The organism is Streptomyces sp. NPDC051740, assembly GCF_044453165.1.
GTDB classification, from domain to species: Bacteria; Actinomycetota; Actinomycetes; order Streptomycetales; family Streptomycetaceae; genus Streptomyces; species Streptomyces atrovirens.
The window spans coordinates 50,784-76,287 of the sequence record NZ_JBITCL010000006.1 but is presented as its reverse complement, the minus strand read 5'-3'; the positions used below and the strand labels follow the sequence as shown (position 1 = coordinate 76,287).

Below are 25,504 nucleotides of genomic sequence, written 5' to 3'. Positions count from 1 at the left end.
CTCCGCTCACTCATCCCGTTCACCCGTTTTCGCTTTCACTCGTGTTCACCGTCCCGAGGGGCGGCAGTCCGAGAACCTCCCGGAGCCGGGCGGCGAGGCGCTCGACCGTCCGGGGGTCCGTCCCTTCCGCCGCCAGGAGGACGGCGAGCCGGCGCACCGCGTCGCGGTACGCCTCCCCCGCGTACCGCCAGTCCGCGCGCACGGAGTCCGCATCGCCCGGCAGGAGCAGGCCGAGGGCCGTGTCCCACGCCCGGGCGGCGTCCGCGTCCGGGAACGCGCTCCCGAAGTCGGTGAAGGCCGAGTGCCAGATCCGGCGCGACACCGTGGCCACGACGGCGTCGAGGGCGTCCGGCCACGGGCCGGGGCGGGCCAGCAGCAGCCGCACCTGGTCGAGCGGTGCCAGTCCGCCGCCCCGCACGCCTCCGCCGAGCTGCGCCTCGACGTCCATTCCGGGGGTGATCCCGATGCCCGCGTCCCTCAGTTCGGCCAGGGTGACGGTCTCGGCGCCGGTGAACCCCGGCGGGTCGCCCGGCAGGTCGTCCGCGCTCACCTGACCGGCGATCCACCGGCGCCGGGCCTCCTCGGAGGGGGGCGCCTGGAGCGGGGTGTCGTCGCCGGCCGTGATGACGTCGGAGGCCGGGCCCTGGCGTCGGGCCTCCTCGGAGGGGGGCGCCTGGAGCGGGGTGTCGTCGCCGGCCGTGATGACGTCGGAGGCCGGGCCGGGGGGCTGGGTTGTGGGCGCGGGCGGACGGGTCTCCGACCAGTGTGCTCCCGCGTCGTCCTGGGGCGAGGTCAGCACGAGGAGGCTCTCGTTCACCGCCGGCCGCCGGTCGAGGAGCCGGAGGGGCCGTGTCGGCAGCCACACCGTCCGGGCGGCCCCCGTCCGGGCGGCGATCGCCTCGGCCAGGGCGGTATCGCCCGCCCCCACCCCGACGGGGACGACCGTGACGTCCTGGTCGAGCCGCGCCAGGACGGGGTCGTGGGAGAGCAGCTCGGCGATCTCGTCGTAGGGCACCGGGCGGGTGGTGCCGTCCGGCCAGGGCATGTCGGCCTGTCCCGGAGTGGTGCCGCTCAGGTCCAGTACGTACCCGCCGGGATGGGCGTTCTTCCCGGCGCCCTTCCGGTACCAGGGCGCCAGGGCCCCGCGGCTGTTGTTCAGGCCGCCGTCGGGTGAGATCACATAGCGGTCCACCCACATGCGGCTCGGGGCGGGCTTCCCCGTCCAACCGCGGCCGGCGCTCGCGCCGTTCACTGAGGTGATGAGGGTGCGGTCGTCCAGTGCGCCGTTGCGTTCGAGGTCGTACGCGGCGAGCGCCGTGGGGTCGTAGGCGTCGCGGCCGAGGGCCGCCGCCGTGGCCGCCAGCCGGAGCAGGTCCGCCCGCAGGGCCTCGTCCTGCGGATTCTCGCCGGTGGTCAGGTGGAGCGCCTTCGTCGTCAAGGCGTCGGGATCGGGATGGTTCTCCACGCTCTCCACGGCCTTGACCGTGGCCCACAGCGCGTGCTGCCGGTGGACCGCGGTGACGTGCGCCGACGGGCGCAGTCCCAGTACCTGGCGGACCCACCGGTCCGGGTCGTGCCGTGCGATCAGTTCGCGGGCCCGGTCCACGGAGGGCAGGGGGGCGAAGTCGGGCAGTGCGGACCGGGGGTCCGTGGCCAGACGCGCCGACGCGGCCTCCAGCATCGTCCGTACGTCCTCGGGGTCCGGCGGCGCGGGCCGGGTGCCGGGGGTGGTCGTCAGGCCGTGGTGCGCGCGGGTGACCCGGTCGAGCAGATCGAGCGTCAGCTCGCCGTACTCCCGCAGGTTCCCGTCCCCGCGGCGCATGACCTCCAGGGTGCCGATGCCGCGCAGCAGCCGGTCGTACGTACCGGCCGGGTCGTCCTTGTCGTTCTCCACGTCGACGCCGAACGTGGCCCGCAGGGCGCGGACCAGTCGCAGCGCCGTGTCCCGGGCCGTCGCCGGGGTGAGGTCCGGGACCGCCCCCAGGCCGGCCCGCTCGGCCAGGGCGTCGAGTTCGCCGGGGAGCGGTTCGGGGCGCAGCTTCCTCATGTCCACCGGGTCGTTCGCCGGTGTGGTGCCGATCCCGTGGTCGTACAGCTTCCCCTTCTTCCCCCTCGTGTAGCGGCTCAAGTGCCGCCGGTCGGGGGCGTAGACCTCGCGCCGTGTCACGTTGGAGACGTCCTGGGCCGCCGACGGGACGGCGAGCGGGTCGGGGACGAACGGGCTGCTCCGCTTCAGGGCGGCCTCGGTGTGTCCTTCCGGTCCGCTCCCCCAGCAGGACAGGAACACGATGGGCGTGTCCCGGTCCAGCCGGGACACGCTCGGGCGCCGCCTGAGGTAACCGCCGGTCTCCGAACCCCGGACCGGGACGTTGTTCTGGAACATCCGCTCGACCATGAGGGTCTGTCCCGGAACGCCGTGGACCACGAAGAAGTAGGGTTCGCGGCCCTGCCACGGCACCGGCCGGGGGTCGCCGATCGGCTCACCGGTGACCGGGTCGTAGACGGACCACTCCGTCGACCGGACCAGATCCTGGAGCCACGGCTCGCGCTGGAGCAGGTCGGCGTCGTTGACCACCACGCGGCCGACGGGCCGGCCCTCGTCGGTGAGGGTGACCGACTTGACGTCCGTGTCCCGGAGGGTCTTCCCGTCGATCGTGTGCAGGACGCCTTCCCCGGGGTCCGGCCGTCCCACGTCCGGCCCGAGGTCGTCGGGGCCGCTGGCGATCCACTCGCCCAGCGGCTCGCCCATGGGCTCGTCCACGAGGTCGTCCACGGGGTCATCGACGGGGTCGTCCACAGGGTCGTCCGTCGACTCGCCGCCGAGGGCCCGGTCGTCGGTCACCTCGATGCGGTGCCGGCCGGTGCCGGGGTGCGGCTTCAGGGCGACCTCGCCGCTGTGCGACCACAGCGTCCTGCGCACCCGGGCCGCGGCCCTGCGGGGCAGGTCCAGTCCCATGGCGCCGGCGTTCGGCGAGACGAGCACCACCTCGGCGGTGTCCTCGCGGCCCGCCAGCTCCTCGTCCAGCGCCAGCAGTTCGGTGAACTCCTCGGGCGACAGCCGCCACCGCCTGCTGCCGTCCGGCAGGACCAGCCCGACCTTGGTGTGGTCGCCGTCCTTCGTCCCGATCACGTACGGGAGGGGAGCACCGGGCCGGCGTGCCCACGGTGCCGGCCGGGGGTCCCGGTCGTCGCCGTCCACCACGTCGTACGAGGAGGTGTCCAGGTCCTGGGCGGGCCGGCCCGTCCAGTTCCGGCCCAGCGGGGTGCCGTCCGGTGCGGTCATGCGCGTGGCGTCGGACAGCAGGCCCTGCCTGCCCAGGTGGTAGGCGGTCAGCGCCGTCAGGCCGGTCGCCCGCCCGGCGGCCATCGCCTCGTGCGTCAGCTCGTACAGCCTGCGTACGCGGTTCGACAGGTCGTCGACGTCGAAGCGCACCGGTGCGGGAGTGGAGTCCGTGGACCCGCCGTCCGAGTCGCTGTCCGAGTCGTCGTCCGAGTCGTCGTCCGAGTCGTCGTCCGAGTCGGGGTCGTCCCCGGGGTTGTCGTCGAGGTGCAGGAGGTTCCCGGCGAGCCGGTCCGGGCCGGTGAAGTAGTCCGCCGGGCCGAAGTCCTCCGGGCTCAGTTCCGCCAGCCGGTCGACGGCCTCCGACAGGGGGGAGCGCTCGACCGTGACGACCGCCTGTCGCCGTGCCGCCCGCCCGGTGGCGCCGTCGACCGGTCCGACGGCGCCGATGTCCCGGCCGCCGCTCTCCGTGGTGACCGTGAAGTCCTCGGCCCGGACCGTGCCGCCGCGTGTCTCCGCGACGTCGCGCACGGCCTGCTCATTGAGCTCCAGCCGGCGCCGGATCTCGTCGAGGAGGAGGTCGCGCACGGCGTCCGCCCGCTGCCGGCCGACCGTCCCGGCGTGCTCGACGGCGTCACCGGACAGGGCGAAGCGGGGGCCGTTGCTGTAACCGGTGACCGTGATCGTGGGCAGCCGGAGACCGGCCCTGAGGTCCCGCAGGCCGGACACCACGATCCGCTCGGCCAGGTCGGCGAGTCGCCGGCGCTGGTCCGGGTCGGTGACGTCCCGGTGGCGGTGCTCGAAGGCGACCCGGGACCGGGACGGGGACGGAGGAGGCGCCGGGGCGGGTCCGCCGTCGTCCGGCACCGCCACGCTCCCGGCCTCGTCGTCGAGGTCGGGGCCGGTGTCCGGCAGCGCTCCCGGGCCCGCCTGCCGCGCCGCCCCGTCCGCCGGGGCCAGGGTGACGGTGGAGACCGGCGGCGCGGCGGCGGCGGTGGGTCCCACGGCGTCGGAGGGCGACAGCCGGCCGGCGCGTGCGGCGTGCAGCAGGTGGGTCAGGGAGCCGGCGGTCAGCGACTGGTCCCAGCCCTGCCGGGCGGCGTACCGGCCGACGGTGTGCCGGAGCCCGCCCCAGGTGAGCAGGCCCGGGGTGGCGTTGCCGGCCGCCTGGATCCGCAGCCTCTCGAGGGCGCCGAAGCCCTCGATCAGCTCGTGGAACTCCGCCTCGCGGTCCGGGTCGGAGTCGATGTGCACGCCGTGGGTCTGGCGCAGGGCCCGCACCCAGTGCAGGGCACGGTCGGCGCGTCCCGGCAGGTCGTCGGGGAGTCCGCCCAGGTCGGCGAGCGCGTCGAGGGCGGCGGTCCGGGGCTCGGGACGGAACTCCTCGACGTGGCCCACGGGGTTGTCGGGGTCGTCGTACACGACCAGGTGCGGCGGCAGGCCGCCCTCGGCCTCGCTCGGCGAGATCTGCCGGTCCACGGTGAAGACGGTGCGGCGGGTCTCGTTGGCGACGTACTGGGCGGAGGAGGGATGGGCGAGCAGGTCCTGGTCGGCGCGCGTCATGGACAGTTCGCAGAGCAGCAGCCACACCGGCGTCTCGGGAGGCAGGGCCCGCATGCTCCTGCGTCGCGCCAGCACCCGGCCCAACTGCCGGGGGTGGACCGCCTGGTTGGCGCCGGTGCTGCGGCGGGGCAGGGTGGTGCGTCCGCTGTCGCCGTGGCCGACGGCGATGTAGGAGCCGGCCAGGCCCCGCGGCAGGGGCAGCAGGCCGCTCTGCCGCCCGGCGTACACACCGGGCAGCCCGTCCATGACGTTGACGTAGTGCTGGATGGCGGACACCACCCGCAGGGCCTCCTCCCGCAGCGCCATGTCGTGCGCGTCGAGGAACGCCCGCCCGGTCAGTGCCTGCCCGTCGACCGTGACCAGCGGGTACGAGTGGATGTCGGAGTCGGGGAAGAGGGTGCCGTCCGAGGCCCTGACGGTGGCCTCCGGGTCCTCCGGGACCAGGTCCGGGTCGGCGGGGACCCAGGTGCCGGCCGGATCGCTCCCGGGGGTCGGCGCGGTCAGGAACGGCACCCGGCGGCCGGTCGGAGCCGTTTCGAGGCGCAGGTCGCCGTAGGTGAACCAGGCGCGGGTGCCGGTGCGGCCGGCGATCACCCGTGCGAGGGCCTCGTTGCGGCCGTCCTCCTCCGCGATCAGGACCACCACGGGCACGTCCGGCCGCCGCCCCGGGTCGTGCAGCACCAGTTCGGCGAACTCCTCGTCCGACACCGGTCTGCCGTCCGCCAGCAGCATTCCCTCGGCGTTCCGTTCGGCCACCACCGCGTAGGCGGCGGGTCCCCAGGGAGAGGGGCGGACGCCCTGGGCATCGGCGACCACGTCCATGTGCAGGCGGATGCCGGGACGTCCGGTCCAGTTCCTGCCGTACGGCGCGCCGTCGTCCCCGCTGAGCGCGGTCTGCTGCGGGTAACCCTGCCGGGTCAGCCCGTAGGCGGCGATGGCGTCCAGGCTGCCGGCACGGCCCCGGCGGTGGGCGCTGCTCGCGAGGGTGAGGGCGTCGTAGTGCAGGGCCGCGTCCACCGGCGCGTCCGGCGCCAGGTGCAACAGCGTCCGGGTGATGCCCGCCAGGTCGAGGCCGGCGCCGAAACGGGGGTGCCCGGCGCGCGCCGCTTCGATCACGCGCAGCGAGTTGAACAGTCCGTTGCGCAGGTCCTGGGAGAGCGGCTGGGAGCCGAAGGTGGCGTCGACGAGTGCCCACAGTTCCTGGAGGCGTCGCTGGACCGCGCTGTCGGTGGGCGGCGGTGCGGCGGCGGACCGCGCCGCCGGCTCCGGGGTGGGGTGCGGCAGCGGTGCGGGCGTGTGCGGCTGCGGCGTGTGCGCGCCGGTGGTGCCGTCCCACAGGGCGCGGACGGCCGTGTAGGCGTCGCCGCCGTCACCCGGGCCGCCCTCGGCGACGTCCCACAGCGCACGGGCGCGGGCCAGCGCCTCGTTCTCGGTGTCGGTGGCCTCGACGGGGTTGACGTCCGCGGGACGCACCCCGCGGGGGCGGACCGGTTCGACGCTGCGCGGGTGGCGGGGCTCCGGCCGGGGGCCCTCGCCGTACAGCCGGCGCAGCAGGGGGTACAGGGCGGGCTGGCGGGTGCGCACCCACTCCGGGCCGGCGTTGTTGCGGGGCAGCCCGGTGTAGGGGTCGTTGCCGCCGTTGGCCATGAGGTAGACGTTGGTGAGCTGGGCGAAGAACTCCAGCTCGTCGCGGCTGCTGTAGTTGGGGGCGCTGCGGCGGCCGTCGGCGTCGTAGCCGTGGAGGGGGCCGTCGGGCCAGTTGCCCGCCTCGCCGGCCCGGGTGGTGGTGCGGAAGGTGTTGGTGATGCGCTGCCGGTCGACGGGGCCCAGACCGTGCAGGTGGATGGTGTGGGCGAATTCGTGCAGGGTGGTCGAGTAGCCGTCGGGATAGGCGGTCTTGCCGGTGCCGACGGTGGTGCGTTCGCCGAGCAGGTTCTCCTCGGTGACGGCCGCGGTGCGTGTGCCGACACCGCGGACGTCGTCCCAGGGGCGGCCGTCGCCGGTGACGGCGCCCCGCAGGAAGCGGAAGGCGTCCAGGGAGGTCAGGGCCTCGCCCTTGGGCACCACCAGGACCCGTGAGCCGCCCTTGAGCAACCGGGCCGCGACGTCGGGGTCCTGCAGCATCCGGGCGATCTGGGCACGGGCCCGGTCACCGGCGGAGACGGGCTGCTCGACCCCGTCGGGCACCTGGGTCATGAGGCGCGCCGCGACCGAGGCGAACTCGGCCGGGGTGAGCCCGGCCGGGGTGGACCCGGCCGGGGTGGACCCGGCCGAGGTGGACCCGGCCGAGGTGGACCCGGCCGGGGTGGACCCGGTCGAGGTGGACCCGGTCGAGGTGAGCCCGGCGCTCAGGGCGTCCACGAGCACGGGGTCGGCGGCCAGCCGTTCGAGGTGCGCGGGCGGCAGCGACGCCAGCGCCGCGTCACGGTCGGCGGCGGACAGGCCGGGCAGCCGCGCGGCGAGCGCCCGGACCGGGTCCGCGGTCACCTCCGGACGGACCCGCAGCCCGTCGGCGAGCGCGGTCAGCTCGGCGCGCAGCGCGGGCAGGTCGGCGTCGGTGACGCCGAGGGCGCTCCAGGTCTCCTCGTGGCGGGTGAGGGCGTCGGGGTTCCGGGCGGCGGAGTCGAGCAGTTCGCTGAGCCGTACGGCGAGGGAGGGGGCGGCGCCGGCCGGCCGCGCGGCACGGTAGGCGTCCTCGCGCGCGAGGACCGGCGTGACCGTGCGGGGGCCGTCGGCGGGGGTGCGGTGCAGTGCCCACAGCAGGTCGAGGAGGTCGCGGCCGCGCAGCTGCGGGTCGGTGCCGGTGGCCAGGGCGAGGGCCGCGTCGGCCAGGGAGTCCGCAGGGGCCGGCACGGTGAAACCGTCGGCCGTGACCGTGCCGGAGGCCGGCCGGTCCACCGCCGTGACCGTGATGTCGACGCCGTTCACCGACAGGCCGAAGACCCGGCCGCCACCCGTGCCGGGCAGGACCCGCACCGACGCTCCGGGCAGCTCCCGCTCCAGCGCCGCGCGTATCCCGTCGACGGCGGGCAGGGTGGCCGCGGGCAGCTGGAACTCCACGGTGCCCAGCGGCCGTTGCTGGCCGAACTGCACCCGGCCGCGGGCGGCTCCGGCCAGCACCACCGGATGGCCGAGGCCGTGCAGCACGGCGCCGAACCGGCGCGCGACGTCCAGCTTGCCGGTGCCGTCACCGGACGGCGTGCCCGGTGTTTCCGAGGGGGCCGGAACAGCGCGGGCGGCCGGAGTGGCGGTGGGCGCCGACGACGGAGGCGGAGGTGCGGGCGGCGAGGGCTGTGCGGGTTCCTTCGGCGGGGCCGGGGGCTGTGCGGGTTCCTTCGGCGGGGCCGGGGGCTGTGCGGGTTCCTTCGGCGGGGCCGGGAGCTGTGCGGGTTCCTTCGGCGGGGCCGGGAGCTGTGCGGGTTCCTTCGGCGGGGCCGGGAGCTGTGCGGGTTCCTTCGGCGGGGCCGGGAGCTGTGCGGGGACGGTCGCGGCAGTCTTCACCTGGTCGGTCCGGACGACGACGCCCAGCCGGTCGCTGAACAGGGCCGCCACGTTGGTCAGCCAGTCGGCGGCCTCCGCCGCGTCCAGACCCGGGCGGACCGACTCGCTCATGTAGCGGCCCGACTTGTCGTTCACCACCCAGGAACGCAGCTTCTCGCTCCAGCGGAACTCGCCGGACACCCGGCTGCGACCCGGCAGCGTCCGGCCGGCCGTCTCCCCGCCGCCGTCGACGAAACCGGCGGCGATACCGGTGTGGCCCAGCCCGTCGAGCGTCTTGCGCAGCGCCTCCGCCGTCAGGTCGGGGTCCTTCTCCCGCATCCCCGCCAGCAGCGCGTCGAACTGCTCCGGCGTGATGATCCCGCTCAGGTCCTCCGTGCCGAGGACCACCCGCCCGTCATCGGTGACCGTGTACAGCCACACGGCGTCCCGGTTGCCGGTGATCAGCAGGTCCGGGTCGACCTCGTCCAACGGCACCCACAGGGGGTTGAGCCGTACGTCGCCGTCCTGGTCGCGTTCCTCGTCCTTGATCCGCTTCGGGAGGACCGGGTCGCCGAACCGGTCGCGGGCTTCGGCGTCGCTGCCGTCGTAGTGGTTGACGCCGTTGTAGTAGACCTCCGTCTGCCGTGTGGCGTTGTCGGGTCCGGCACCGCTGACCCGTCGGGGACCCGACGGGAGCGACCGCACCACGTCGACCCGCAGGTCGAACGCGTGCGCGGCGAGGGGCAGGAAGGTCTCCCCCTCCGGCGTCCCCCAGCGCTGCTCCCAGTTGACGACGGCGTCCAGGAGCCCGGACAGTTCCGTGTCGTCCAGCGGCGCGGTGCTCTGCGTGTAGGCGGTGCCGAGCAGGCGGCCCAGTGCGCGGTCGTCGAGCTCGTCGGGTGTCGGCAGCAGGTCGTGCTGATCGAGGTGCTCGAACATCCGGCGCGGGCTCAGGTCCTCGGCCTCCGCCTCCAGTACGGCCCGGGCGTCCTGCGGGGAGATGCCCGGGTCGGCGGGGAGCGACGCCATGCGGGCGTCGACGTACCGCTTCAGCAGTTCGGCGGGGTCGAGGGCCTCGGGGACGGGGACGCGCCGGACGCCGTGGTGGGCGAGGAGGGCGAGCCTCTCGGCCCGGTCCATGCCCTGGACCCGTGCGGCGAACGCGTCGGCGACCGTCTGCCGGAACTGGCCGACGATCTGCGGATGCAGCCGACCCGCGCTGCGGGCCACGTAGTCCTCCAGGTAGGACCGCATGGCCCGGAGCGCGGCCTGTGAGGGGCCGGTCGGGGCCTTGCCGGTCCTGGCGCGGTCCGCGGTCCGGTGACGCAGTTCGGCGCGTACGGCGTCGGGGTCCCCGAGCAGGTCGTACGCGGCACGGTCGGTGGCGGCGAGGCCGCCCAGACGGCTGCGGATGTGCACGGGGTCGCCGGCCATGAAGGAGTACAGAAGGCACTCCCCCGTACCGGGCACCGGCACCCGACGGCCTCTCGCCCGACCGCTGTCGCTCTCCGACTCGGAGCCCTTCTTGCCGTCCTTTTGAGACGGGTCCGGTTTCGGCTCCGGCTCCGGCTCCGGCTCCGGCTCCGGCTCCGGCTCCGGCTTCAGTTTCGGGTCCGGTTTCGGCTCCGGTTTCGGTTTCGGCTCCGGCTTCGGAGCCGGGGGCTTCGGGTCCGGCTTCGGGACCGGGTTGGTCGGCAGGGCCAGTTGGTAGTGGCGGTTGTCGAGGCTCAGGACCACGTGTGCGCCGGAGTGGGGGGACGGGCCGACGAGTTTCCGGAGGTTGCCGGTGCCCGTCGGGTCCTCCGGGGCGAAGTCCTGGAAGCCGCCGTCGCTCCCGACCACCGTGACGCGCACGCCGAAGGTGCGTGCGGCGAGCAGCGGGAGCAGGTCGGACGCGGCGTGGTTCCAGCCGGCCTCGGACGGGGCGTCGCCCCGGCGGAGGAGCTGGGTGATCGCCAGTTCGGCCCGTACCTCGGGGGACAGCTCGGCGACGTGCGGGATCAGACCGCCGAGGCCGTCGAACTCACGGCGTGCGGGAGTGTCCGTTCCGAGGTCCAGGCCCGCCGCGGCGAGCTCCTCCGCGCTGAAGGTGTCGGTGTGGTCGGGGGCGACGACGGCCAGCAGGTCCTCGTCGGCGTGGTCGGTGAGCCAGGAGGCCATCCTCCGGCGCATCTCGGACATCGCCCGCGGGTCGGTGAGGTCGATGCCCTGCGCGGCCAGCAGCCCCGGAGCGGCGCGTTCGAGGCCCTCGGCGAGCGCGCGGAAGAAGGCGTCGCCGTCCTCCGGTACGTCGTGGAGCGTGTACGTCTCTTTCCCGGGAGACGTGAGGACGGTGTCCGGTGCCTCACCGGTCCTGGTGTAGCGGGGCGGGGCCGGGGGCTTGGCCACGGGCTTCTTGGGCGGGGCCTGGTAGGTCACCGCGGGCGGCTCGGCGAGGCCGTCCAGTTCCTTCCGGCCCTCCTCGGTGGCCGCGAGCCGGTGCCAGCGGGTGAGCTGGTCCGTCCCGGCCCGCACCCGGTGGTACTCCGCCGCGGCCTTCTCCGCCGTGTCCTTGAGCGCGTCCAGCTCGGCGCGCCGGGTGTCGAAGGCGTCGCGTGCCGTGTCCCGGCGGGCGGTGGCCTCGTCGAGGGCCCGGCCGGGCGCTTTCGCGGACAGCAGGGCCGCGTCGAGCCGCCCGTCGGCCAACGCCTTCTCGGTGCGCGCGGTCTCCAGCCGCAGATCGGCCGCCTTCCGCAGTTTCCGGGCGGCCTCCTGCGCGTCGGCCAGGCGGGCCAGAGCGGCGTCCTGCTCGTCCCGCAGGAACTCCGCCCAGCCGTCGTGCTCGGGCTGGGCGTACTCGTCGGCGGTGAACGCGTCGACCTCGGCCCGCGCGGCGGCCACGTTCGCGTCCGCGATGCCGTGGTCCCGGCGTGCGTCGGCCTCGGCCTGTGTCAGGGCCCTGTCCGCGTCCTCGACGCCCGTCCGGGCGAGGTCGACCGGGCGTGCCGCCGCGCGGGCGGTCCCGGCGGCCTTGTCGAGGGAGGCCTGTGCGGCGTCGAGGTCCGCGCGCAGCCCGCCGGAGGCGCGCCGCTTCTTCCAGTAGGCCTTGTCCGCGTCGACCCACGCCTTGCTCGCGCTCTCGACCGCGTCCCACGCCTTCGAGACGCGCTCGGGGAAGTTCGTGTCGGTGATGATCCGCAGTTCGCGGGCGACGTCCTCCCGGATCCAGGTGACGACGTACGCCTCGGACTCCATCGCCTGCGGACCCGACCGGGCCTTGGCGAAGGTCCCGCCCCGGATCCGGTTGGCGAGCCTGGAGTCCACGATGCTGCGGTGCACGTCGCCGACGCCGATCCAGGTGGCCGGGACGGCGAACAGGAAGGACCGGCCCGTCTTGGGTTTGAGGTTGCGGGAGGTCAGGTGGTCGTCCCCGACCGGCATGACGTCACCGTCGAGGTCGTTGGGGCCGGGGCCGAAGGCGCCGATCTGGTTGAGGCCCGCGTTGTTGGGGGAGTCGTACAGGAAGGCGCCGCCGAGGCTCGAGGACTGGCTGTGCTCGACGGACGACGACGTGCCGGCGTTGTCCCCGTACCGTCTGAGCACCTCCAGTTTCTTGCCGTCGGCGACCGTCAGCAGCAGCGCGCGGCTGAAGTCGGGGGCCGAGCGCAGTGACAGCTGTCCGGTGTCGGTGCCCACGAGGGACTTCTCGGTCAGCCCCGCCACCTGGTAGCCGTCCGGTTCGGTGGTGCGCGGGAAGAACGCCGTGACCGCCGTGGAACTGGTGCCGTCCTCCAGCGCCTGCGCCGAGCCGGTGCCCAGGCGGGTCAGCCCGGTCTCCCTGGTTCTGCGCAGGAGGTCGGTGAGGGCGTCGTCGTCGGGCCCCTCCTCGGCCTCCAGGGCCCGGAGGGAGAAGCCGACGTCGTACGCCTTCGTGAGGAGGAGGTCGCCGGCCATGCGGATGTTCTCGATGCCGATGATCCCGCGCGGGTGCATGCCGTTCTCGGGGAAGGTGAACCGGCGCGTGACGCCGTCCCCGTCCCGGACCGTCAGCTTCTCCTCCACCCCGGAGAGCGGCACCGGGCGGGGCGGGCCGGCGAGGGCGGGGTCGGCCGCCGGGTCGGGCGCGGGCAGCCGCCGGCCGGCCCCGGAGGTGCCGGTCCCGTCCGTCCCCGTCGATGACGGCGCCGGCTCCATCAGGCTGAGCGGCACGTGTTCGCGCAGCTCGCCGACGTCGTCCTCCTCGACGATGCTCAGCCGGCCCCGGAAGCGGTCGAGGGCCGTGGACTCCGCCTCCTCCAGGTCCGGGTCGGCCGGCGCGCCGGTGTTGGGGGTGTCGTCGGCCTCCAGGGTGATGCGCATGCGGTACGGGGTGACGACCTCCGCGTGCGGTTCGGTGGACGCCGCCCGGTAGATGGTGACGGTGGTGACCGTGTGGCTCGACGCGACCGTCTTCCGGTTGGAGCCGCCCTCGGTGTACGTGGGGCCGGCGGCCGGGACCTGGGTGTTGCCGGTGTGCACCATCTGGCTGGTCAGGAAGCCCAGGTCCGCGCCGGCCGAGAACTCGGAGTTCTGCTGGGCGGTCTCGATCGCCCGCCGGTTCTCCTCCAGTTCGGCGCTGTGGTCGAGTCCGTCGAACACGGGCGTCCCGGGGATCAGTTCGACGCGTGCCCGCACCCGCCGGCTGCCGATCCGGATGCTGTCCCAGCCCCAGCCGCCGGCTTTGACCAGGGTCGACGGACCGGTGGTCGTCATCTCGCCCTTGAGCGCCCGGGTGGCACGGGCCGTCACCAGCTGCCGGATCCGCTCCCGGCTCTCGTCGTCGAGTCCCAGCTTCCCGATCCGCTTGTCGAACGCGAGCAGTACGTCCGTGGGGTCCAGCGCGTTCACCGCGTACGTGCCGAAGGCGGCGCCGCGCATCCAGGGCTGCGGCGTCCAGAGCTGGCTCGTGTAGCGGGGGACGTCGCCCATGCCGTCGTCGATCAGCCCCATCCGGTGGGCGCTCTTCTCCGGCAGATGCCCCAGCAGACCGCCCGGGCTGGTCAGTGCGGTCCCCGCGGCTCCGGCGAGGGAACCCGGCACGAGGGCGCTGCCCGCCGCGGCCGTTCCGATGCGGCCGGTGCCCAGCCGGCTGGCGAACAGCGCGAACCAGTGCTGCACATCGCCGGCCACGAGCACCTGGTGGGTGAAGCCCTTGCGGTTCATGTCCGCGACGACGGTGCGTACGACGCTGAGACTGTACGTGCCGGTCCTCGAGATGGGGTTGGCGACGATTCCGTACGCGCCCATGAGTCCGTGCCCCGGATTCTGGGCGACGGAGTAGACCAGCTGGCCGCCGAAGACGAAGCCGGTGCTGTTGCTGGTCTTGCCGGCCGCCTGGCGGGTGCCACCGAGCGTCATCTCGGTGTCCATGGACATCGGCGGGGTGAGGGCGCGCAGGTTCCCGACCGTCGTGGTGTACCGGAAGGTTCCCCACAGCTCGCCGTACGGCCCCTTGCCCAGCAGGCCGCTGCCCACCAGGCCCAGCGGCCCCGAACTCTGGTCGAAGCTCGACGTCAGGTGCTGGGGGGTGAAGGTGCGGACGATGGCGTCCCGGGTGGGGGCGCCCTCCTTCACCAGCTGCCAGGCGCTGCCCGACGCCGTCCGCAGGACCCGGTCCACCTCCGCGGTCAGCGTGGGCGACAGCACCACGTTCACGATGACGAACGGGTGCTGCCGGAACTCCTTGAACTGCGGTGTCCCGCGGTCGGCGAGCCGTCCGGCGGGCTGTTGCGCGCCGTGGCCGGCGGGCAGGACGAGGTCGCCCTTCGCCAGGGCGAGGGCCCGCCCGGTGGTCATGGACGTGGGTGCGGGCTCGTCGGACAGGTACGGGTTGAGCGCCCCGTCCGCGTGCGGGTCCGCGTCGGGCGCGTGCTGTACGGGGACACCGATGAGCACCTGTCCGGTCATCGGGCCGCCGCCCCGCAGGTGGCCCCGCGGTGTCCGGCCGAAGAGCACGTTGACCGGTTCGTCCAGCACCAGCAGTCCCGGCAGCCCGAGGCCGAGACCGCGGATCAGGCCGCGGGGCCGCCAGTAGCCGCTCAGGCTCGCGGTGAGGGCGAGGTCGTAGCGGTACAGGTGGGTGGGCTTGTTGGTCACCGACATCGGCTCGTTGGTGACCGTCGAGCCGAAGCCGGTCTCCGACTCCCACTGCCAGCCCTGGCGTGCGCCCAGGGTCAGCCCGAGCGTGTTCCGGGGCAGGCCCGCCTCGTCACGGTCGTTGTCGCGGCCCGAGAACGTGCCCTCGAAGCCCAGGTCCACGCCTCGTTTCACGCTCGTCTGGCCGTCGATCCGGTCGACGCCCTGGGCGCTGAAGCGCATTCCCTCGTCGACGTCCTTGCCCTCGTAGCGGCGCCCGGTCAGCGTCCCCTGCACGAGGAGGGTGTAGTAGGTCGTCCCGACGGAGTCGGGGTCCCTGAGCCTGACCGGCAGGCCGACCGTGGTGAGCGCCTCCAGGTTCGCGGTGACGCTCTGCTGGGACAGCACACCGAGGATCTGCAGGGTGTTCTGGAGCGCGATCCGGTACTTGACGGGATCGGTCCACCGGGGCGGCACGGGCAGGCTCCGGGCCGCCCGGAGCACCTGGTCGGGCTTGCGCTTGAGCAGGTCGTTGAAGCGGGTGCGCCAGCCCTTCGGCAGGTTCGGCGGCAGCAGCTGGTCGAGGGGCACCACCAGGTCCTGGTTCAGGTTCGAGACGGCGTCGACCACGCCGTCGGCGAACGCGTCCAGCAGGGTGCGGCCGACGCCGTCCGCCGCGTCCGGGGTGACCCGGGTGCGCAGGCCGTCGTCGAAGGTGAACTCCTTCACCCGGTGCATGCCCAGGGTGCGCGGACGGTCCACGGTCAGATAGGCCGGTACGAACGGCGGTGCGGCGCCGTTGCGCAGGGCGAGTGTGGTCCCGTCGTCCCATCCGGCCAGCCGCCGCGCCTCGGAGCTGGTCATCCGGTCCAGGCTCCAGGTGAGGAAGCGCGTCGGCGGCGCGTTGTCACCGGCCCGCCGCACCCGCACCGACTTCACGACCAGGTAGAGCGCGGTCCTGGGGCCCTTCACCTGTCCGGCCGACTTGAGGGTGCCGGCCGCGCCGAGTCCGACCGACCAGGTCTTCGCGTACGAGTACTGGGCGGTCGGCCCGAACTGGAGCCGCAGGTCGAAGGGGGCCGTGCCGGGGTCGAAGAAGTTGAAGGCGGGTCCGGCGACGGCCTGCAGCAGCAGGCTCCTGCCGTCGGCCCGGCTCCGTTCGCTGCGGACCGTCGAGGTGTTGATGTCCCGCATCTCGGCCTGGTCGGTCTCGCCGACGAGGATCGCCGTCTGCGGGATCATCTCCTCCACGACGAAGACGCCCAGCGGTGACTTCTTCTTGTCGTCGGCGAACAGCGGCGGGGTGGTGATGCGGCCGCGCGCCATCGTGCCGCCGTGCCGCTGGAAGCTGTCGCCGGAGAAGAAGACGTCCAGCTCGGTGTAGGCGGAGCTGCCGGGGAGGGCTCCGATCTGCCGGGCCGCCCAGTCGCGGATCGCCGCGACGGGGCCGAACCCCTCGATACGGACGAAGCGGTACTGGGAGTCGCGGTCCAGGGTGATCGACCGGGGGATCCGGCCCGGCTTCGGAATCTTCGTCACGCTGTCGGGCAGGCGGACCAGGAGGCCCTTGCGGACGCCGAAGGAGAACCGGGCGGGCACGGCCGAGTCGGTCCCGGGATCGGGGGCGGTGCCGGGCTCGGGGTCGACGCCGGTGACGACCCGTCCGGCGGGATCGGTGACGCGGAACTCGTAGTGGAGGTCGTCCAGGAACGCCCGCGACTTGTCCAGCGTCCGGGTCTCCATCTGGTTCATGCGCTGGTCGGTCAGCGTGTAGCCGACCTTGTTGATGAAGCCGAACCGCAGGGCGAGACGGCCGAAGCCGCCGAACGCCGCGGTGCCCGCCGGGCCGATCGGACCGCCGAGGCCGTACTGGGAGTTGGCCTGCATGTTCTTGGTCAGCCCGAAGGTCGCGGCCGCCCGGTGCATGCTGTCGATCTTCGTCGAGTCGCCGATGCCGTCGTCGAACGGGGCCCAGTTGCCGTGGTGACGCGCTCTGACCCACAGGACGCGCGCCTTCCCGTCCGCGGTGACGTACGGGAACGGGCGTCCCTCGCCGTCCGCCAGCGTCTTCGGCTTGTCCCGGAGCGTCCGCCGGACGTCGTCCAGCAGCTGTGCGCCGTCCGCGGGCCGGGCGTCCGGCCTGCGCCCCAGTTCGCGGTCGATGGTGTCCAGGGCGTCTTCCAGGCCGCGCAGGACGACCGTGCTCTGACCGAACGTGCCCGGATTGGCCAGGAGTTGTTCGACCTCGGCGGCGGTCAGGGTGGACGGCAGCAGCGACTGGAGGTCGTCGACGTACGCGGGCATCCGCCGGCCGTCCTGGAACCGGGCCGGGGTGCGGCGCCTCGGCGGGGGCGCCATGGCGGGGTCGAGGCGCGGGGCGTCGGGAGACGGCGGGTCCGGCTCGGTGGCCGGCGTGACGAGGGCCGCCGCCGGGTCCGGCTCCAGGGGCGGAGGCGGGCCGGGAGGAGTGACGGTTTCCTTCCCGGCCGAGGCCGTGGTGGGTGACAGGCGGGTGTCCGTCGGGGATGCGGAGGCCGGCCGGACGGCCGACCAGTCGCCGGCCTGCTGACGCCGGCCGTCCGCTGTGGGCAGCAGGGAGAGGACGTGCGGCAGCGACGGGTCGCTCTGTGCGAGCAGGCCCACGGGTCCCGGTGAGGTCCACACAGCGCGGGCGGTCCCGGCGCCGACGAGGGCTCGCCGGTCGGTGACCTGCGGGTCCGTCCGGGTCGGGGCCGTGGAGGCGAGGACGATGTCGGCCGCGCGCGGGAAGTCGTTCAGCACCGGGTCCACCGCGAGCAGTTCGGCGATCTCCTCGTAGGGGACCGCGGCCCGGAATCCGCCGGGCAGCTCCATGGTGAGGTGGTCCGGCCCGGCCTCGCCCCGCACCAGGAACGGGGCGGGTTTGGCGGGGTCGGTGGTCCACGGCATCCTGGCCCGGCGCAGCGGGCGGTGGCCGCCGTCCGGTGTCGCCGCCATGACGAGGGCGGACTTGACGTCCACCGCCGCACCCGGTGGGCCCGGCGCCCAGCTCCGGCCGGCCGGGGCGCCCGAGTCGTCGAGCAGCAGGGTGTCCGGCGCGAGGGCGCCCAGGGTCTCCAGGTGGAACGCGCCCAGCGCGACCGGGTCGTCCACGTCGATGCCGACGGCCGCCGCGCGCGCCACCAGGTCCAGGAGGTCGGACAGCCGGTCCGGGTCGGGCCGGTCCAGGTGCAACACCCTGCCGGTGAGGGCGGCCGGGTCGGGGGTCCTGCTCTCCCACTCCAGGGTCTTCACGGTCGCCCAGAGGAACCGGGCCCGCTCGGGCGCCCCGATGACCACCTGGTCCGGGTCCAACCCCAGGAATCGGGCCGCCTCTTCGTTCACTTCCTCGTCCGTGAGGCCGTCCAGCCCTTCGGCCACGGTGATCACGTGCGGCAGGGTCACCAGGTCGGTGAGCACGGCGCCGGGGTCCCGGCGCACGGCGTCGGCGGCTCTGGCCAGCAGATCCTCGTAGGCGTCGGGCCCCAGGTCGCCGTCCGGGTCGCCGTGTTCCGTCGTGCGGATCTCGCGGGCCGCGCGCTCGAACAGGTCCAGACCGAACGGTACGGCGTCGCGCAGCACCGGGTCGGCGGCGCGCAGGGACTCCAGCGCGCCGATGCCCGCGAGGAGTTCGCTGTAGCGGCTGTCGTCCTCGATCGCCACCCCGAACGTCTGCCGCAGTGCGCGCACCAGCCGCAGCGTCCGCTCGCGGACCTCCTCCGACGCCGGTCCCACCGGGTCGGTGTGCAGGCCCGCGGCGCGGGCGCGGTCGTCGAGCGCGGCGTCGTCGGGTTCCGGCCGGTGCTCCACCCACCGGCCGCGCCGGCCCCGGGAATCCGTGAGGATGTAGTGGGCGACCCGGCCGTCCTTCTCGAACTTGAAGCCGACTTCCTGGGTGGCGCCGTAGACGGTGCGGCCGGTCTCGTTGGCCACGTGCTGGCTCTGGCTGACGTCGGCCAGCGGGTCGGAGACGAACGTGTCCGTGACCAGCTTGCGCCTGCGGGTGATGCCCGGCGGTGTCGCGGCGAAGCACTCCTGCATCACGATGGCGTGGTCCTTGGGGAGCCGCGCCACGCTCGGACGGCGCCTGAGCATGCCGCCCGTCGCCCGCTCCCGCTTCCGGTGGCGGGGGTTCGACCGGGTCGGCAGCGCCGTCTCGCCGGGCGAGCCGTGCCCGGCGAAGACGTACACCGGCTTGCCGGCGAACGGGACCGGCTCGTCGTCCTTGACCCAGGTCCCGTCCTGCCGGTTGACGTGGTAGAGCTCGGTCGCCGTCGCCGAGTGCCGGATCCCCGGCAGCAGCCGTGCGCGGTCGCCGTCCTCGAACACGGCCCTGCCGATCGGCCCCTGATCGGTGACGATGGTGTGGGACTGCAGGTCCTGTTCCCAGAAGGGGGCGCGGGCGGACTCCGCGGGGTCGGGCAGCAGGCCGGGAGAGTTGCGGATCCAGTCGGTGCGGTCGCTGCCCCGGGCACTTCGCAGGGGCACGACGTACGGGTGGGAGGCGCTTCCGTCCGGGCCTTCGGCGACGTCCACGACCCCGTTGGCCGCCCAGACGTCCCTGCCGGTCCGGTCCGCCGCCCGTCGCGGCAGCTCCAGGCCGCCCCCGCCGGCGTCGGAGACGAGCAGCAGCACCGGCACGTCCGCCGGGAGTCCGCTCAGTTCGGCGTCCAGAGCGAGGAGTTCGGCGAACACGTCGAGGGGCACCTCGCGCGGGGCGCCGTCGTGGCCGCGTACGACGACCTGGTCGCGGTCGCCGTCCGCCCGCACGATGTACGGTTCCGGGCCGCCGGGACGGTGCCAGGGCGCGGACCCCACCTCGTCGCGTGAGAGGGTGCCGTCGGCCCGGGGTCCGGTCCTTCCCGTACGGGTGAGGTCCAGGTCGTCGAGCGCGTCCTTGCCCCGGGTCCAGTCGCGACCGCGGGGGCGCCCGTCGAGGCCGGTGGTCAGGGCGTGGGTGGGCGACAGCACGCCCTGGCGCAGGAGGTGGAGCGCGGCGAGGGCTGCCAGACCGCCCGCCGCCCGTGCCTCCTGTGTCGAGGCCAGCCCCAGCAGCCGGGCGCGCTGCACGTTACTCACCGGATCGGCGGGGTCCAGGAGCAGCACCCGGCGGGCCACGGCGTCCAGGTCGAGCGGGCCGAAGTCCAGCAGGGGGTCGGTCCGGCGGAGCCGGTCGAGGCGTGCGAGCCCGTCGCGGATATCCGGGTACAGGGGGCTCGACATGATGTCGGGGCCGTAGACGTCCGCCAGCAGTTCCCGGTGCCGGATCTCCTCCGGGGTCGGTTCCGCCCCCCGGTCCCCGTCCGCGCCGTCGTCCTGGTGGTCCGACAACGGAGTGTCGAAGCCGTCCAGCAGGCCGTCCAGGCTCGGCAGCGGCGTGTCGAGACCCCCGGCCGGTCCGGGATCGAGAAGGCCGGCCAGAGCGGCGGGCGGGACATCGGTCCCGTGGCCGTCCAGCAGGCCGTCCAGGCTCGGCAACGGCGTGTCGAGACCCCCGGCCGGTCCGGGATCGAGAAGGCCGGCCAGGGCGGCGGGCGGCTCGGGCGGGGCATCGGTCCCGTCGCGGTCCGCGAAGGTGACGTCGTCCACTCCGGTGTCGCCGGTGCCGGGCGCGGTGAGGTCGCCGGGCCGGACGGCCGCCCAGTCGGCGGCGGCCGGGCGGCCCGGTGTGCCGGGGAGCAGGGTGGGAACGTACGGCCGGGACGGTCCGGTGGCGGCCAGACCCGCACCGCCCTGCGAGGCCCATACGGCGCGGCCGGTCCCAGCGCTGACGACGGCGCGCGGGTCGGTGCCCGGGGCGGTGCCCGGTCCGGTGGGCGGGGCCGCCTTCGAGACCGCCAGGACGATGTCCGTGCCGTCCGTCGGGCGGGTGTTCAGCACCGGGTCCCGTGCCAGCAGCTCGGCGACCTCCTCGTACGGCACCCGGCCGCGGAAGCCTCCGGGAAGGTGCATGAGCAGGTGGTCCCTGCCTCCTCCGGCCCACACCGTGTAGGCCGAGGGGCCGCCCGGCACGTTCCACGGCGGTCGCTCCTGGCCGACGGGCTGGTAGCCGCCGCCCGGCTTCGGAGCGGCGACGACGACACGGTCGGTCACCATGGTCGCGTTCGGCGGAGCCTGCGCCCAGTGGCGGCCGACCGGCGCGCCGCCCGCGTCGCGGAGCTGGGTGGCGGACGAGAGGGCGCCGAGCGTCTCCAGGTGGAACGCGCCCAGTTCGGTCAGGTTGTCGATGTCGACGCCGACGGCCGCCGCCTGGGCGACCAGGTGGAGCAGGTCGGGGCGCCGGGACGGGTCCGGCTGTCCCAGGTGCAGGACCCTGCCGGTGAGGGCGGCCGGGTCGGGGGTCCTGCTCTCCCACTCCAGGGCCTTGACCGTCGCCCAGAACAGCCGGGCCCGCTCGGGCTCCCCGACGGCCGCCGGGCCGTCGTCCAGTCGCAGGACGCGGGCGGCCTCGGTGTCCAGGTCCTGGTCCGTCAGACCGCCAAGACGCTGTGCGGCGGCGGTGACGTGGGGCAGGGTGACGAAGTCGGACAGCACGGTGTCCGGCTCGCGGCGTACGGCGTCGGCGGCGTCGGTGAGCAGGTCCCGGTAGGCGTCGGGGCCGGTGCCGCCCGGCCGGCGGGCGTGGGCCGCGCGCTCGAACAGGTCCATGCTGAACGGGCCGAGGTCACCCAGCGCCGGATCGGCCGCCCGCATGGTCTCCAGCGCGCCGATCCCGGCGAGGAGATCGCCGTACCGGCTGTCGTCCTCGATCGCCGCGCCGAAGGCCAGCCGCAGCGCGCGGACCAGCCGCAGCGTCCGCTCGCGGGTGGCCTCCGAGGCCGGCCGCCCGGGGTCCGTGTGCAGGCCCGCCGCGCGGGCGCGGTCGTCGAGCAGGTCACCGGTGGGTTCCGGCCGGTGCTCCACCCACTTGCCGCGCCGCCCCCGCGAGTCCGTGTAGAGGCGGTGGACGAACTTCCCGTCCGGCAGCGTCGCGAAGCTGACCATGTGGGTGCCGCCGTACGCCGTGCGGCCGGTCTCGTTGGCGACGTGCTGGCTCTCGCTGACGACCGCCAGCGGGTCGGGGACGAAGGTGTCGTCGATGCCCCTGCGGGTGCGGACCACACCCGGCGGCCCGGCGCTGGAGCACGCCTCCATCAGCACGGCGTGGTCCTTGGGGAGCCGGGCCAGGCTCGGACGCCGCCTGAGCATCCCGCCGGTCTCCCGCCCGCGGGTGTGGTGCCTCGGGTCCGTCGTGGTCGGCACCCGGGTCGCGCCCGGCCGGGCGTGGCCGCTGAAGACGTACACCGGCTTGCCGGCGAACGGGACCGGCTCGTCGTCCTTGACCGCCTCCTTGGTGACCGGGTCGTAGTGCCACAGCTCCGACGACTCCGTCGCGAGCTTCAGCACCGCGATCCGGCGCGGGGCCTCGGAGTCCTCGAACACGCCTCTGCCGATGGTCGTGCCCCCGTCGCCGACGACGCTGTGCGACAGCATCTCGCGCTCCCACTCCGGCGCGTTCTCGCGCTCCGCCGGGTCGAGCACCTGGCCGGGGGTGCTGCGGATCCAGTCGGCGCGCGGCAGCCCGTCCCCGAACAGCAGGGAGACGACGAGCGGCTGCGACGGGTCCTGCTGCGGGGAGACCTTCACGGTGCCGTTGGCCGACCAGACGTCCCGGCCGATCCGGTCCGCCGCCTGGCGCGGCAGCTCCAGACCGCGGGCACCGGCGCCGGGGACCAGCAGCACCACGGGGGTGCCCGGGGGCAGCCCGGCGAGCCGGGGATCGCGGGCCAGCAGCTCGGCGAACACGTCGAGGGGCACCTGGCGCGGGGCACCGTCGTGGCCGCGTACGACGATCCGCCGGTGGTCGCCCTCCGCCATGACGACGTACGGCTTCGGCTCACCGGGACGGTGCCAGGGCGCGGGCTCCACATCGCCGCGGCCCAGGGTGCCGTCGGGCTGCCGGACCACCTTCCCCACCTCGGTGAGGTCGAGGTCGGGGATCGTGGCGTTCGTCCAGTTGCGGCCCCACACGCCGCCGGCGTCGGCCAGGCCGTGGCTGGGGGACAGTACGCCGCGGAGTTCCAGGTGGAAGGCGGCCAGGGCGGCCAGGCTGTCCGCCGACTCCACCGCCGGGTCCATCGCGACCCGGAACAGCTCGCTGCGCTGCGCGTCGGTCACCGGATGGGCGGTGTCCAGGAGCAGCACCCTGCGGGTCAGGCCGTCCAGGTCGAGCGGGGCGTTCCGCAGTGCGGGATCGGCCTGCCGGAGCTGGTCGAGGTGCGTCAGGGCGTCGCGGAGGGCGGGGTGGACGGGGTTCGCCGCGATGGCGGGGCCGAACACGTCCGTCAGCAGCCGGTCGTACAGCGCCTCGGTCGCCGGGTCCGGCGCGGAGTCCGACTCGGGCTCCGACGTGTCCTGGTCGTCCTCCCAGTCCATGATCATGTCGACCGAGTCCGGGGAGCCGGGTGCGGAGGACTCCCCGGTCGGGATCCCGTCCGGCGTCCGGGAGCTGAGCGGTGTCTCGTCGACGGTGACGGGCTGGGTGTGCGGCACCTCGCGGGAGACGACCGGGGTGGGCTCCGCCGGGCCGGCGGTGGCCGGCAGTTCCTCGGACTCGGTCCGTACGGGCCGGTAGGGCTGCGGGACGTCGGACGCGGTCCGGGTCTCGGCCTTCGGCACCGCGGAGGACGGGCCGGACTGCTCGGACGGCTCGGGCGAGGGGGTGCGGACGTCGTCCGGGACGACCGTGTCCGAGGGCGACGGCTCGGCGGTGACCGCCGGGTCGCCGGGTGCGGCGGTCTGGGACCGTGGCTGCGGGGTGGCGTTCGGCGAGGCGTGGCCCGGGGGCGTGGTGGTCGACGGGGTGGGCGTGGTGGTCGACGGGGTGGGCGTGGTGGTCGACGGGGTGGGCGTGGTGGGGGTCGCGAGGGGCGCCTGTGCGTTCGGCTGCGGCTGTCGCTGTTGCTGTTGCCCGTCGGAGGTGAACCGGGTCGTGCCGTCGTCCGTCGACCGCTGTCGTTCGGTCTCGTCCGGTGCGAGGTCGCTGCCGCCGGTCCGGGTCGGGAGCGGTTCCGGGACGGAGGAGCCGACGGTGGCGGGCCTGTCGACCGGCGGGGTGTTGTCCGTGTCGGCGGTCCAGTCGGTCCCCGGGGTCCCGGTCACCGACGGGTTGAGGGTGGAGAAGACGGTGTCGGTGTCGGTGTCGTCCACCAGGGAGTCCCGGTAGACGTCGTCGTACGCGTTCGACGACGGGGTGTGGTACGACGGCTTGACCGCGCCCGTCGTGCCCGTCGTACCCGGAAGGCCGTACGCGTCGGTGTCGGTGCCGTAGACCGTGTCGTAGTCCGGGAGGGAGGAGACGGACGAGACGGACGAGACGTCGCTGGCGTCGCTGAAGACCGACGCGGTGTCACTGGCGTCGCTGGCGTCGCTGGCGTCGCTGAAGACCGACGCGGTGTCACTGGTGTCGCTGGCGTCGCTGAAGACCGACGCGCTGTCACTGGCGTCGCTGAAGACCGACGCGGTGTCACTGGTGTCGCTGGCGTCGCTGAAGACCGACGCGCTGTCGCCGGTGTCCCCGGCGTAGGAGCCGGAGTCGTCGCCGTACGTGTCGTCGTAGGTGTTCCGGTACGTGCTGCTGTTCGTGTACGGGGCGCCGTAGGTGTCGTCGTAGAGGTCCTGGTACGTGCTTCCGTCGTCGTACGTGGTGTCGTACCGGTTCTCGTACTCGTACCGGCCGGTGCTTCCGTTCCCGTACCGGTTGCCGCCGCCCGGCAGGTCGTTGATGTCGTCGGGGCCGAAGTCGAGGTTCTGGAAGAACTTGTTGTTCAGCCATTTCCCGCCGTACTCCGCGCCCGTGGAGGCCGCTTCGAAGACGAGGCCGCTGAGGCCCGCGCTGAGGAACGTGCCGGGGTTGAGCGTGAACGTGCCCAGGAAGATGAGGCCGGTGAAGGCCTCGGCGAAGGTTTCCGCCTGCCCCTCGTTGACGAAGGTGAACGGGAGCTCGAAGGTTTCCTTCCAGACGTTGTTGTTCCTGAAGTACTTGTTGATGAAATGTCCGCCGACCTCACCGAAGATGCCCCCGAAGAGTCCCGCGAACGCGCCGGCGACCGCCGACTGGCCGATGTCCGTCCAGTCGAACTTGTTCCGCCGGCGTTCCGGGTCGTCCGGTGCGGTCATGGAGATCAGCTGCGAGGCGAAGGAGACGAACGCCTCCTGGATCGCCTCCAGCAGCACCGACAGCGGCGTGGGGATGGCCCGTCCCAGCCGCTGGAGGAGCAGCAGGATGGTGAGCGCGGTGCGCGCCTTCTGGATGGCGATCTCGGTGAGCGACGTACCGCCGGTGATGACCGCCAGCGCGGCGAGCAGGGCCAGCTCGATGTTCATCAGGACGAACTCGATGAGGATCTGGTACTTCGCCTCGGACAGCTTGATGGAGCGGTCCACCTGCCGGGCGCCCAGGTCCCGGAGTTCGTCGGAGAACTTCTGCAGGTGGTTCTGGCCGTTGTCGTCGACGAAGAGCTTCATCGCGGCGACGAACTCGTCGGCGATCCGCGGCGGGAGCGAGTTCCCGGCGGTGGAGATCGCTCCCTTCATCGCGTCGGAGAGGTCCCTGACGTCGTCGGCCAGCCGCTTGTAGGGGTTACGGCTGTCGAAGCCCCGGTCCTCGTTGCCGGTGGCGACGTTCGCGCCCACCCAGACCTCGATGAACTCCCGCAGGGCCGGCGGGAACATGATGGCCATTCAGCGCCTGTTCTCGCTCTCCGAGCCGTGCGCCTCGATGTCCTCCACCGCCTGGGTCTGCGGACGCTGCACGTGGTCGGCCTCCGCGGCGACCGCGTCGACCAGCGCCAGGAACCCGCCGGTGATGGCCAGGACCGTGTCCGCCACCTGCTGCTGCTCGCGCCGGACCTGCTCGCCGACCGCGTTGGCGAAGTCGTCGTCGCCGCCCTCCTCGCCCCACCAGCCCGAGTACTGCGCGCAGCCGGTCTCGAACCGGGGCAGCATCTCGTCGCCGTAGCGGACGGCGTCGGCGAGGTGCCTGGAACCCTGCAGAATCGCCTGGATGTCGGCGGAGTAGTTGCCGGACAT

2 protein-coding genes are annotated in these 25,504 nt (G+C 74.1%); both read right to left on the bottom strand.

Translation table 11 applies throughout. From position 1 onward, the window contains the following. Nucleotides 1-19 precede the first annotated feature (19 nt). Complete coding sequence (locus ACIA6T_RS12285) at nucleotides 20-25,156, bottom strand: lonely Cys domain-containing protein (protein WP_399446463.1); 25,137 nt, start codon at nucleotides 25,154-25,156, stop codon at nucleotides 20-22. Further along, on the bottom strand, nucleotides 25,157-25,504 hold the full coding sequence (locus ACIA6T_RS12280) for a hypothetical protein (protein ID WP_399446462.1): 348 nt from the start codon (nucleotides 25,502-25,504) through the stop codon (nucleotides 25,157-25,159).